We start from the raw sequence: 13,040 nt of genomic DNA, 5'->3' as shown, positions 1-13,040 counted from the left end.
TAGGTGGCGGTTAGGTAATCGCCGACCCCGCTGGCCAGGCATAACGCGCTTTTCCACAGAGTGGATAGACGTGGCACCTCACAACGCGATGTAGACCTGGTTTGCTCGCTCGCGGCGATGCTTGCACCATGGGCGTGGCTTACCTGGAAGAATTGGCTAGACCGCTAGGGTGAATACTTCAATGCGGCTAACCGGAACGAGAGCAAGAGGAAACCGCGCCAGCCGGATGGATCGGCGCGAGCGGAGGCGTGATGGCTCGCAGGTCAGACGTCCAGCAGGATCCTCGGATCGCTGGCGACCCTGAGCCGTACCCTCCGGAGGGCCTCGACCGGTCGATCGCCGCTCACGGCACGGCCCCCCGGCGCAGAGGATGGAGCGGCGGTGGAGGCCGCTGGCTCGTCTGGGCCGGACGCGCGATCCTCTGGGCCCTGATCATCGTGATCGTGGTCAACGGGGTCCGGGCGCTGTTCGAGCGCTCCATGCAGGACACCGGCACCGGCACCACTCCGGCCGAAACGGTCACGTCCGCCTTCCCGACGACGCGGGCTGCGGCCTTCGCGGACCAGTTCGCGGCGGTCTACCTCAACTACGACGCGGCCAACCCCCAGCAGCGTGCGGAACGGCTGAAGGCGTTCCTGCCGGAGGGCGCCGACGCGCAGTTCGGCTGGAACGGCTACGGGCGCATGTCCGCCGGCGCCTTCCAGTACGCGGGAATCGACGTGATCGACGACCACAACGCCCGGGTGAGCGTGTCGTACCAGTCCGGGGACGCCCGTGGCCTGCTGTCCGTGCCGGTTTACTACGACGGCGGCAGGTTCGTGGTGTCGGCGCAACCCGCCCTGCTGCCCGACCCCGGCCCGGCCGGTCTGCCGCAGCTTGCCGAACCCGACAGCGACTCCGCCACCGAGGCCGAACTGCGTCCCCAGCTCGAAGGCTTCTTCAAGGCGTACGCCGCGGGCAACCAGGTGGATCTGCAGCGGTACGTCGCGAACGGCGTGACGATCGAGGGCTTCAACGGCAGGTTCGCCTTCGCCGAGCTGAAGAAGGTGTCCGTGCCACCGGGTGGCGCCGACAGCAGGAAGGTGACCGCGGTGGTGGTGTGGGCAGTGGCCTCCGGGGACGCGGCGGCGCCGAGTCCGTCCCAGGACCCGGCGGGCGAGCCGGGAGGCCTCGAACAGGCCTACGAGCTGACGATCGAGAAGCAGGGCGGCAAGTGGTTCGTCAAGGACATCCAGGGTGCGAACCGGTCCGTGGGGTAGCGCATGCCCGGCACAGACATCGCTGATCCATACCCCCGGGAGGGCGAGAGTTGATTGTGAAGACCATCGCGGATCATTTCCTTGATCTCGCCGCACCGTCGCCGGCGCCGGTGACGGGCATCAACACCGAAGGTCTCGCCGAATTCCTCAGGAAGTTCTTCGCCCCGCTGTTCCTCGCGGTCGTCTCCGTCGTGGCGATCTTCTTCCTCTTCACCCGTGAGATCACCAGGTTCGTGCAGTTCATCATCCTGGCGATCGCGATCGGCGTGATCTTCTACGTTCCCAACATCATCGAGGTGACAGCGAAGGCCATCGCGGGCGCGCTCGGGATCAAGTGATCGGGCGGAGAGGAGGTTCGGGGTGGATCTGCCCACATATACCAATATCTGGCGTATTGAGAAGCGGCTGTACAAGCTGTACGACCTACGGCTGCCGATGCCGCTTCCGGTCGTCTGGATCGGTGTGTTCGTGGGTGTCTCCGTACCCTGGTGGCTCTTCCTCCTTCTGGTGAGACTGCCGCTGGAGGCGCCGTGGCACGTCGTCTACCTGGTTCCTCCCGGCGTGCTCACCTGGCTGTCCACCCGTCCGGTCATCGAGAACAAGCGTCTCACCGAGCTTCTGCAGTCGCAGGTTCGCTACATGGCCGAGCCCAAGACCTGGTGCCGGATGGCTCCGTTCGACGAGCCGGACGAGATCGCCCTCACCGGTCGCGTCTGGCGGACCACTCCGCCGGTCGTCACCGGCAACGGCAGAGCCGCCCTCCGGGGGGCCGGCGCCAGGGCGCGCCGTCCGATCTCGGTCAAGGCCGCCGCCGCCCCGGAGACCGCGCACGCCTCAGGCGCCTCCGCACGGGCCGCCGCGGCGCACGCGGGCGGGCCGCCACTCGACCCGTCCCGCGTCGTGCGACCCGCGGTGGCCGCCGCTGCCGCCGCGGCCGTGCCGGTCACCACCGGCAGCCCCGCCCCGCTCCCCTGGAGCGGCGCCGTGGCCGCGGCCAAGGGCGACGTCACGGGTGAACGGGTCTTCTCCCTGCCGCAGCCGTCCGCGCCGCCGGCGGACCCCGCCCGTACGGCCGATCCCGAGCGGGACCGTCACCCGGACGGACCTCCCGCCGGACGGGAGGACAGCACCGCCCACGACCGCGCGATCCACGACACAGAGTCGCAGGGCCAAGGCCAGGGCCAGGGTCAGAGCGAGAGCCAGGGCTGGGGCTGGGATCGGCGGGCGCCCGGCGCGAGCCCCGCCGTCTCGGAGTCCCACTCGGAATCTCACTCGGAGCCCCACACGGAGTCCCACTCGGGGACTCATCCGGTGCCGCCCCTCGGCACCGAGACGCTGCGCCGCCTGCGCAGGCTCGCCGCCTCGGCCGAACCCCGCTCTGTACGGCCCGCCGACCCGGCGTTCTTCACCCCGGACCGGCAGGACTCGGACCGGCACGACCCGGACGGCGAGCGGGCCGGTGACCCGCCGGCCGCGTCGGCCGTTCGAGAAATCGCCGCAGGAACCGCCGCAGAGACCACCACAGGATCGGCCGCAGATACCGCCCCGGAGGACGCTCCGAGGGCGGCTTCCGAGCGCGACGAGGCCACGCGGCAGCATGGGACAGCGCCGGGCGAGAGCGCGGAGGCCCGGCCCCCCGCCGCTCCTGTCGCTTCTGCCGCGTCCGATGCTCCCGCTGCTCCTGCCGCCTCCGAGTCAGCCGACGATGAGCCGGCCGACGATGAGTCGGCGGACGCCGAACCCGCCGCCTCCGACCCGGGCACGGGGAGGAGTGAGGCGCCCGCGCGGCGGGAGGACGCCGACGTTCTCGCGCAGCACCGCAGGGGGCGGCCGCCTCGGCTGGTGCGACCCCGTGAGCAGAGCGGAGCGTCCGGAGAGGCGTTCCCCGCGGCGGCACAGGCCCAGACCCCGCCCGATCGGCCCGCGGACATCGCGGCGGACATCGCGGACGTCCCGGAGAGCGTCGAGTCGGCCGACGGGACGACCACCGGTCCGGTCCGGACGGGCGCGACGGCGGCTGCCGGGCCTGCGAACACCAACACCAAGGCCAACACCGGCACCAACGCCAACACCAACACAAAGGCTGACACCGACGCGGACGCGGACCCGGCCGGTGAGGTATCCGCCCCGGTCGCGCAGCCGATCAGGATCCGGCCGCCCTACTCGCAGCCCCCCGCCGCGCACCGTTCCGAGCCGCAGCCGCCCGGCGGCCGGCCCGGTGATGCGCGGCCCGGCGACGCCCAGCCTGGTGCCGGTCATCGGGAGGGGTCGTACGGCCTCGGTCCGGGACCGGTAGGACCGACGGGCAAGGGGAGTGTCACGCCTCCGGCGGGTCCGGCCGGGGTGCCGATCCGGACGGTCCCGGCCGGGCCCCGCCACGCGGCCCCGTCCGGTGCGCGGCCCGCGCTGCCCGCCGCCGGCTCTCCGAGCGGCCGTCCGGGGCACGAGGAGCCGCCGCGGCTGCGCCGGGTCGAGGCGGTGGTGGGCCGCGACCCGTCCGGCGGCTGGCGGCGCCTGGCGCAGGTGGTCGTGGGCGGCAGCCGTACGGACGGCATGGAGGTCGACGAGGCGCGCGCCCGCGTCCCGCTGACCACGAGCAGGCGGATCATGGTGCTCGGCTGCACGGGCGGCGCCGGGCAGACGACCACGGCCTTAATGCTGGGCCACACGCTGGCCCGATACCGAGACGACCGGGTGCTCGCGCTCGACGCGAACACCGGCGAGGGCACACTGACCACGAGGATCGCCGCAGAGTCGCCGGAGACGCTGAGCTCGCTGCTGGAGGGCTCCGAGGAGGTGACCGGCTACCTGGGCATGCGGTCCTACACGACGCGCTGCGAGTCGGGGCTGGAGGTCGTCGGAGCGGACACCGACGACCGGGTCACGCAGCGTCTGGCGGAACGCGCGTTCCTGGCCGACTGGCGCCGGACGCTCGCCGCGCTCGACCGGCACTACCGGCTGACCGTCATCGACCCCGCGGCCGCGCTGGCCGCCCGCCTCCTGCCGTACGCCGACCAGCTCGTGCTGGTCGCCCCCGCGAGCGAGGACGCCTCCGAGGCGGTCGCGATGACGTACGAGTGGCTCGACGGCCACGGCTGCTCCGACCTGCGGCGGCGGGCGGTCATGGTGATCAACGGAGTGAGCCGCCGCAGCCTCCCCGACGTGGAGCAGGCGGAGGCGGTCGCGAGCGGCAGGTGCCGCGCGATCGTCCGCATCCCCTGGGAGGACGAGCTGGCGCCCGGACGGCCGGGACCGGTCGACATCACCCATCTCCGGACAGGCGGCCGCAGGGCGTACGTCGCGCTCGCGGGAGTGATCGTGAACGGCCTGGCGGCTGCCCAGGCCAAGCAGGAGGTGGCGAGATGAACGCCGGACGCGGGCCGCGGCGAGGGCGGTCGCGCGGGTCCGACGGGTCCCGGGACGTGCGATCAGGAGAGCTGGTGAAAGGTCGATGAGCAGGGCGCGCAGTCGCCTGGCGGTGCGGTACTTCGATGATCGGGTTCTGCTCACCGACTCGGCGGCCTGGGCCTACTTCCGCCTGCCGACGGTGAGCTACGAGTTCCTCACCCCCGAGGAGCGCGAGGCGCTGGCCACGAACGTCACGATCGCGCTGGCCGCGATCAGGATGCCCGACGCCGAGGTGCACCTGCGGGTCGCGCACCGGGCGTACCCGGCGGCGGAGTGGGCGATGGCCCTCAACGCGACCTCCGACGAGGGCCCGGGCTGGCGGGAGTACCTGGAGGAGATGTACCGCCACGTCTGGGCCAAGGACTTCTGGAGCAAGGAGGTCTACCTCGGCGTCAGGCTCGGCCCGCGCGGCGCCCAGCTCGGCACCGGCGTGCTGGCCCAGCTGTTCGGCTTCTACCAGCGCAGCGAGAAGAAGCTGGGCATCGAGGACGACCACGTGCCGGACCGGGAGATCGCCCGGTGGACCGAGGCCGCCGAGCGGCTCGGCCGGGCGCTGGCCTCCAGCGCGCTCTACGCCCGCCACGCCACCTCGACCGAGATCGCCTGGTTGTTCCAGCACGCCGCGGCGGCCGGTCTCGGCGAGCCGTGGCCCTCGGCCTCCCCCCGCCGCAGGTGGGGCAAGGGCGAGATCGAGGCGCTGGTCGAGGGCCAGATCCACAACGGCAGGTCGCTGCTGCGCATCCAGCAGCCCGCCGGCGAGGCCTACGTCGCGCACCTGTCGTTCGCCAGGTTCCCCGATCTCATGCCGTTCCCCGACGGCGAGCCGTGGCTGCACTTCGCCGACCAGCTTCCCTTCCCCGTCGAGATCTCCAGCCGGATGCGGCTGATTCCCCCCGTACGGGCCAGCAAGGACGTGGCGCGCAAGCTCGCCCACGCCCGCGACATGGACATCCACATCCGCGAGGCGGGGGCCGAGGCCCCGCTCGCGCTGGCCGAGCAGATCGACGCCGCCCGCATGCTGGAGCACGGCATCACCAAGGAGCGGCTCCCCTTCGTGTACGGCTGGCACCGGCTGAGCGTCAGCGCGCCGACCGAGGAGATGTGCGTCCAGCGGGTCGAGGCCATCGTCGAGCACTTCCGTGACATCGGCATCGACGTCGTCAACTCCACCGGCGACCAGTTCTCGCTGTTCTGCGAGGCGTTGCCGGGGGAGCGGCTGCGGGTCAACGCGTACGCCCAGCGGCAGCCGCTGCGGACGATCGCGGGCGGCATGGCCACCGCGACCGTCGAGATCGGCGACCGGGTGGACGAGTCGAACGCCGGGTGGATCGGGCCCTACGTCGGGGAGACCCTGGGCCGGGCGCGCAGCATCGTCCACTTCGACCCGCTCGTCGCGGCGGCGCGCAACCGCCCGACGGCCATCGCGATCACGGGTGAGCCGGGCGGTGGGAAGACCACGCTGGCGCTGCTGCTGATCTACCAGATGGCGCTGCGCGGCGTCACGATCGCGGTGATCGACCCCAAGGGCGACGCCGAGTCGCTCGTACGGCTGCTGCGGGCGCGGGGCCGGAAGGCGAGGGTCATCCCGCTGGGGTCGGCCGCGCCGGGCCTGCTCGACCCGTTCGCGTTCGGCGACGACATCGCGGCGAAGAAGACGATGGCGAGCGAGACCTTGCGGCTGCTGCTGCCGAGGATGTCGGAGGAGCGCGAGTCCGCCATGATCCAGGCGGTCGCGGCCGTGTCGAACGAGCCCGACCCCTCGCTGGGGAAGGTGGTCGACCACCTGGAGCAGTCGTCCGACCCCGCGTCGAAGAACCTCGGGGCCGTGCTGCGCTCCATGTCGGAGATGCACCTGGCCCGGCTGTGCTTCGACGCCTACGGCGGCGAGCAGATCGACACCGAGGGCTGGACCACGGTCTTCACGCTCGGCGGCCTCACGCTGCCCGACGTGGCGACGGTCAGGGACGACTACTCCTACGAGCAGCGGCTGTCGGTGGCGTTGCTCTACCTGGTGTCGCAGTTCGCCCGCCGCCTGATGAACGGGCTCGACCGGCGCACGCCGAAGGCCATCTTCCTCGACGAGGCGTGGGCGATCACGTCCACCCCCGAGGGCGCCAAGCTCGTGCCCGAGGTCTCCAGGATGGGCCGTTCGCGCAACACGGCGCTCGTCCTGGTCTCGCAGAACGCCGGTGACCTGCTCAGCGAACAGGTCACGAACTGCCTGTCGTCGGTGTTCGCGTTCCGGTCCACCGAGCGGGTGGAGGTCGAGCACGTGATGGAGCTTCTCGGCGTGGATCCCTCGGAGGACCACAAGGGGGTGCTGCGCTCCCTGGGCAACGGGGAGTGCGTCTTCCGGGATCTGGACGGCCGGGCCGGCCGTATCGGGGTGGACCTTATCTCGGAGGAGCTGCTGCGCTGGCTTGACACCAATCCGACACACGACAAACCCGGCGAGAACATGCATGATCTCTTTGACGGGGGCTCCGGTCGGTCGGGGGTCGCGCAGGAGGTGCGATCGTGAGCGTGCGCAGGAACGGTCCCAGAGGTCGCACCAGAGAGGGCGGCAGACGCGGCAGGAGGCTCCGGCGGAGCCTCGCCCTGCTGTTCGTCGCCTTCGCGGCGTTCGTGACGCTGCCGCTGGTCTTCCCGTCCGGTACGGCGAGCGCCGACGGGATCTGCGAGCTGTCGCCCAAACTCGCCCCCGAGATCGTGGGCGGCGGCGTCGACGGCCTGGTGCAGCCCCCGGCGCCGGACGACGCGACGGCCGCCGGCACCGGTAAGCCGCCCGCCGGCTCGGCACAGGGCTCGGCGGACGGCTCGGCGCCGAAGGAGCCGCTCACCAACTACGAGCGGTACGGCATGGCCGGGCAGTTCTGGCACACCTACGACCTCGGGTGCTCCGACGTCACCGCGGTCCTCGGCAACGCGTGGGCCAACACCGTCTTCTCCTGGGCCAAGGCCGTCGACCGGCTGACGATCAGCACGTACCAGGCGGCGGCCACCGAGGGCCCGCTGCAGCCCATCAAGGAAGTCGCCGACGACATCGTCAAGAACCTCGCCGACGCGATGTACTGGCCGTACCTGCGGCCGGTCGTCATCCTCGGCGCGATCTGGCTGGCCTGGTACGGCCTCATCCGCAAACGCGCGACGACGACCACCGAGGGCGTCGTCTGGATGGTCCTCGCGGTCACGGTCGCGATCTGGTTCTTCAGCCGCCCGGGAGACTTCACGGGCCTCGGCAAGACCGTGACCGACAAGACCGGCGAGATCGTCAACTCGGCGTTCTCCGGCCTGCCGGGGGCGGGCGGCGCGTCCTGTCTGCCCATGAAGGCGACCGAGCCGGGCGAGGTGCCGAGCGAGCCCACGGCGGGCGGCTACGGCCGGCAGGGCACCCCCGGCGTGGCCCAGAACGCCGACGCGCTGTGGTCGATCCTCGTCTGCAAGCCGTGGCTGATGGGTGAGTTCGCCACGGCCGACCCCAACGCCGGTCTCGTGAAGGGCCTCGGCCAGAAGACCCTCGACCTCCAGGCGATCGACGCCCAGGAACTGGCCGCCAAGCAGACTCCGGCCTCCGACTCGCATCAGCAGCGGTTCGAGGAGGAGGTCGCCAAGCCGCTGCAGAGCACTCCGGTGTTCTTCCTCTTCCAGGGCAAGGACTGGACCAGCCGCCTCGGCATCGCCATCGGGGCCTTCATCGCGGCGATGGTCGCCGGTCTGCTCATCTTCCTCGTCGCGGTGTCGCTGCTCGTGCTGAAGGTCGGCTTCCTGCTGCTGCTGATGCTCGCGCCGGTCTTCCTGCTGATCGGCGTGCACCCCGGCTCGGGACGGATCATCGCGATGCGCTGGCTGGAGATGCTGGTCGGCACGCTGCTCCGCCAGGCCGTGCTCGCGCTGGTGCTGGGCATCCTCGTGTACGGCTACGCGTTGATCATCTCGACCAACCTGCCGTGGGGCATGCAGATCCTCTTCATGGCGCTGCTGACGATCGCGGTCTTCTTCTACCGGCGGCCGTTCCAGCATCTGTTCGCCTCGATGGACGGGCACACGCTGGCCACGCGGATGCTCGGCGAGGCCGCGACCGCGCCGACCCTCTCCCGGGCGGCCGCCGTGCTGCCGCCGGTCGCGGCGGCCCGGGCGGGCCGGTGGGGCCTACGCAAGGCCGAGCCGATCATCGGCGCCGCCGCGATGGCGAGCGGTGCGGGCGCCGCCGCCGCTGCCGCCTCCTCCGTGGCCCAGGGCCGGGTGCGCGGCGAGGAGGGCGCGGGCAACGTTCCCGCCCAGGCCGGTGCGCGCGCGGGGGCGCAACCCGCGCCGCTCGACGCCGACGGGCAGGCGGGCCGTCGCAAGGCCGGGGTCGCCGCCGCCCGTCCCGGCACCGCCCCGCCGCTGAACCTGTCCGGCGTACGGCCGGCCGGTGCGCGGGGCCCGGCGAACGGCCAGGCGCCCGGACGGGCCCCGGGAGGCGGGGCAGCGCCGTCCGGGCCGTCGGCGCCGTCCGCTCCGTCCGTGCCCCGGCGGGTGACGGGAGCGGCGGTCACCGGTGTCTCCGCCGCCTCCGCCGCTCCTGCCGCCCCCGCGAGCGGATCCGGTGGGTCCGGTAGCGGGTCTGGCAGTGGGTCCGGTGGGTCCGGCGGGTCCGGTGGCGGCTGGTTCAGCGGCCGGTCCGGCGGCTGGGCCTCCCGGCCGTCGACCACGCGTGGCTCCGGCGGCGGGCCGGGCAGCCTGTTCGGCGGCGGCTCGGGTCGCTCGTCCCGGGGCTCCTCCGGCGGCTCAAGCGGCTCAAGCGGCTCAGGCGGTTCGAGTGGCGGTTCCGGCGGTCTGTTCGGCGGTTCGTCCCGCCGGGGCGACGCGGGCCGCTCCCGTCCGGCGCCGCCGCCACCGCGTGACTCGGGGTCGTCCGCCGGGCGTTCGCGTCCGGCCGAGCCGCCCCCGCTCTGGCTGCCGAGCCGGGGGGAGAGCACGCGGCGCGAGGGCGACGCGCCGGCCCCGTTCTGGGCCAAGCCGGCCGACCGCGACTCCGGCGAGTGACGGGACCACCGACGAGGCCATGAGAAGCCGGAACAGCGACCGGGGCAAGGGGCTCGCCTTCGGGGCGGCCGTGGTGGTGCTCGCCGCCGTCGGCGTCTACCTCAGCATGAGCCCGCCCACGGACGGCGACGAGCAGGCGAGACAGCAGTCGGTGGGCCAGTCGGTGGCCGCCACCGGGCGGGCGACCAGCGGAGCGCGGGAGCCCGGCCCGGTCGCCACCACGCCCGGCGCCTTCGACGTGTACGCGTACCTGCCGCTGTCGAGGGAGGAGATCGGCGCGGCGGCCGACCTGGCCCGCCGCTTCGCCGAGGCGTACGGCACCTTCTCCCACGACGAGGAGCCGGCCGCCCGCGCCGAGCGGCTCACGGCGTTCGCGACCACCGAGTTCGCGGGCCAGCTCACCAGGACCGTCACCGATCCCGCCGTGGCGGACCAGAACGAGGCCGACCAGGTGATCTCGAAGGGGTCGGCGAAGGTGGCGTCGATCCGCGACATGACGGGCAGTCAGGTGGTGTTCGTCGTCGACTCCACCCGGCACGTGACGGACCGGAGCGGCCAGAAGGACGTGCCCGAGCGGTTCGCCGTGACCGTCGTCAAGTCGGGCACCGACTGGCGGGTGTACGACCTGCAACTGGCCGACTCCGGCCAGGACGGGGACACCTCGCCGTGACCGTCCCGCCGCGCGGCACCTCGGTACGCACCTCGGGGAGCGTCGTCCGCCGGCTCGCCTCGGGAGGGCGGTCCTGGCGGTTGATCGCCGTGGCCCTCGTCGTGATCGTGCCGGTCACGCTGTTCGCCTCGATCATCCTCATGACCCCCAGCCCGTCGATGCTGCTCGGCGGCGGCTCGTCCGGGAACTGCGCCGAGGCCGCCACGGGACCCGGTGCCGGGGCGGACCTGTCCGCGACGGCGCGAAGCGACATCCCCGAGGACTACCTGGAGCTCTACAAGAAGTTCGGCAAGCAGATCGGCGTGCAGTGGAACGTGCTCGCCGCCATCGGCAAGCGGGAGACGAACCACGGCCGGTCCTCGCTGCCGGGCGTGCGCAGCGGCACCAACTACGCGGGCGCGGCGGGGCCGATGCAGTTCCTCATCAGCACCTGGGGCGGCCAGGCCAAGATGAAGATCGAGCCGGGCATCAACGGCTACGCCTCCGACGGCGACGGGGACGGCTTCGGCGACGTCTACGACCCGGCGGACGCCATCCTCGGCGCGGCCAAGATGCTCAAGCGCAACGGCGCCCCCGACGACCTCAGAAGGGCGATCTTCGTCTACAACCGCGCCACCTGGTACGTCGACCAGGTCCTGGAGATCGCCAAGCGCTACGCCGCGACGGGGGACATCGGCCTGCCCGCCGAGGCCGACCCGGCCTGCGACTCCGGGTTCGTCGAGAACGCCCCCGACGACGTCGTCCGCCAGATCCTCGAATACGCTCTGGCGCAGCGGGGCAAGCCGTACCGGTGGGGCGGCACCGGCCCGGACGCCTTCGACTGCTCGGGGATCATCTACATGGCCTACCGGAACGCCGGTCTGAGCATCCCGCGGACGACCTTCGGTCAGTGGCCCTTCGGCGTACCGATCGAGCAGGGCGAGGAGCAGCCCGGCGACCTCGTCTTCTTCAACGCCGGCCCCGGCACGTCGAAGGACAACCCCGGGCACGTCGGGATGGTCGTCTCGCCCGGCACGATGATCGAGGCGAGGTGCACCCTCTGCGGGCCGATCAAGGTGACGACCTACCGCGACCGGCCGAACATCGTGGGCTTCACCCGGCCGCTCCGCAACGAGACCGTGCTGGCGCAGCTCAAGCGGGCCCAGACGTGACCGGCAGGCTGGTCGTGGGCGCCGCGATCGTGGAGGACGGCCGGCTCCTGGCCGCCCAGCGGTCCGCGCCGCCGGAACTGCGCGGCGGCTGGGAGTTCCCCGGCGGGAAGGTCGACCCGGGGGAGGACGAGCGCGCCGCGCTGGTGCGCGAGTGCGTCGAGGAACTCGGCGTCGACATCGTGGTGTCACACCGCGTCGGCGGGGACTGGCCGCTGCCGAACGGCGGCGTGATGCGCGTCTGGCTCGCCGGGCTCGCCGCGGGCGTCCCCCGGCCGATCGAGCACCTCGCGTTGCGCTGGCTGGAGCCGCACGAACTGTACGACGTCGCCTGGCTGCCCGCGGATCTGCCGGTGGTCGCCGAGATAGAGACGCTGTTGCCCGGATAGGACGCAGAATCGTGCCCTGAGACCGGCTTTGCCGCGCCGTGGACGGAACTACAATCGGTGTTGACCTCGCACGCGCTGACAGGAGGCGATCGGTGATCGGACGCGCATACATCAGGGCCGCGTCCTCGGCTGCCGCGTCGCTGGCACTCGCCACGCTGGCGGTCGTGGTCGTGAGTCCCATGCTCGGCGCGACCGCCGACCCGGTGAACCCGTGCGACACCACCCAGGGCGACAACTGCGACGTCGTCACGGTCACCGTCACGCAGACGCCGTCGCCCTCGCCCAGCCCGACCGCCGAGCCGGTAGTGACGAAGACCGTCACCGTCACGCCGACGCCCAAGCGCACCACCCGCAAGCCCACGGCGACCCACTCCACCACCCCGCCCGCGTCGACCAGCGGCCAGCAGGGGCAACAGGGCCAGCAGGGGCAGCAGCCTCCGGCGACCACCGAGCACTTCCCCTCGACGACCGAGGTGCCCGCCGGGGCGGGCGGCACGTCCCCCACCCCCACCCCGGAGAGCGAGGGACAGGTGAGCCTGCCGCCGGCCTCGACGCCGGATGTCGGCCAGACTCCCACCGCGGCCGCCTCGTTCGAGGAGCCCGCGCCCGACACCGTGCCGTACGAGATCCGCAACGCATCGCCCGAGTACGACAAGGCGTCGCTGGCCCACCGGCTCGCGATCCCCGCCGGTGTGCTCCTCGGCATCGCGCTGATCGCCTGGCTGATCTTCGAGGGCCGGCTCCGGCGGATGGCCCACGCCGCCGCCGTACGGCGGGGCGGCCCGGTCGCCGCCACGGCCGCCGCACCGGAGACCCCGGCCTATCCGGCGGGCGCCGGCTACGCCCCGATGATGGGCTTCGTGCCGGTCCAGCCCTACCCGCAGCAGCCGTACCCCCAGCAGTACGCCGTGCCCTACCCGCAGCAGCCCTACGGCTACCCCGTGCCGTACGGGTACGCCCAGCCGTACGGGTACCCGGCCGGGGACCCCGCACAGGCTCCGGCACAGGCACAGGGGCAGGCGCCGGCGGCCGGAGAGCCCCAGCAGCGAGAGCAGTAGACCCGCAGTAGACACTCAGAGCAGCACACGAGAGGCGCCGCCCGGACGAGTCCGGGCGGCGCCTCTCGTGTCACGCGCGG

9 protein-coding genes are annotated in these 13,040 nt (G+C 72.6%); all 9 read left to right on the top strand.

The window, feature by feature from the left end; translation table 11 throughout:
* Positions 1-251 precede the first annotated feature (251 nt).
* The 9 genes from HHX40_RS31500 to HHX40_RS31460 all read left to right on the top strand — a co-directional run bounded on the left by HHX40_RS31500 (position 252) and on the right by HHX40_RS31460 (position 12,960).
* Positions 252-1,259: a conjugal transfer protein gene (locus HHX40_RS31500; RefSeq protein ID WP_182875918.1), complete on the top strand. Its 1,008-nt coding sequence runs from the start codon at positions 252-254 to the stop codon at positions 1,257-1,259.
* A gap of 65 nt (positions 1,260-1,324) precedes the next feature.
* Positions 1,325-1,597, top strand: a complete 273-nt coding sequence (locus tag HHX40_RS31495; RefSeq protein WP_396777362.1) for a hypothetical protein — start codon at positions 1,325-1,327, stop codon at positions 1,595-1,597.
* 22 nt (positions 1,598-1,619) lie between these two features.
* Positions 1,620-4,625 (top strand): TcpE family conjugal transfer membrane protein, encoded by a 3,006-nt coding sequence (locus HHX40_RS31490; protein ID WP_182883480.1) that lies wholly within the window; start codon positions 1,620-1,622, stop codon positions 4,623-4,625.
* Between the two features lie 85 nt (positions 4,626-4,710).
* Entirely contained in the window at positions 4,711-7,188 is a 2,478-nt protein-coding gene (locus HHX40_RS31485; RefSeq protein WP_117410229.1) for an ATP-binding protein, read from the top strand.
* On the top strand, positions 7,185-9,695 hold the full coding sequence (locus HHX40_RS31480) for a type IV secretion system protein (RefSeq protein ID WP_259404081.1): 2,511 nt from the start codon (positions 7,185-7,187) through the stop codon (positions 9,693-9,695). The genes HHX40_RS31485 and HHX40_RS31480 overlap by 4 nt, the downstream gene beginning before the upstream one ends.
* A 19-nt stretch (positions 9,696-9,714) precedes the next feature.
* Positions 9,715-10,365, top strand: a complete 651-nt coding sequence (locus HHX40_RS31475) for a hypothetical protein (RefSeq protein WP_182883479.1) — start codon at positions 9,715-9,717, stop codon at positions 10,363-10,365.
* A complete protein-coding gene (locus HHX40_RS31470) occupies positions 10,362-11,516 on the top strand; it encodes an NlpC/P60 family protein (protein WP_244302375.1) in 1,155 nt (384 codons plus the stop codon). Before HHX40_RS31475 ends, HHX40_RS31470 begins: the two co-directional genes overlap by 4 nt.
* On the top strand, positions 11,513-11,902 hold the full coding sequence (locus tag HHX40_RS31465) for a (deoxy)nucleoside triphosphate pyrophosphohydrolase (protein WP_111701324.1): 390 nt from the start codon (positions 11,513-11,515) through the stop codon (positions 11,900-11,902). Before HHX40_RS31470 ends, HHX40_RS31465 begins: the two co-directional genes overlap by 4 nt.
* Before the next feature lie 92 nt (positions 11,903-11,994).
* A complete protein-coding gene (locus HHX40_RS31460) occupies positions 11,995-12,960 on the top strand; it encodes a hypothetical protein (protein WP_182883478.1) in 966 nt (321 codons plus the stop codon).
* Positions 12,961-13,040 lie beyond the last annotated feature (80 nt).

Origin of the sequence: Microbispora sp. H10949, assembly GCF_014161435.1 — a bacterium.
GTDB classification, from domain to species: Bacteria; Actinomycetota; Actinomycetes; order Streptosporangiales; family Streptosporangiaceae; genus Microbispora; species Microbispora triticiradicis.
The sequence above is the reverse complement of the archived record's forward strand: the minus strand, read 5'-3'. Positions and strand labels throughout refer to the sequence as shown.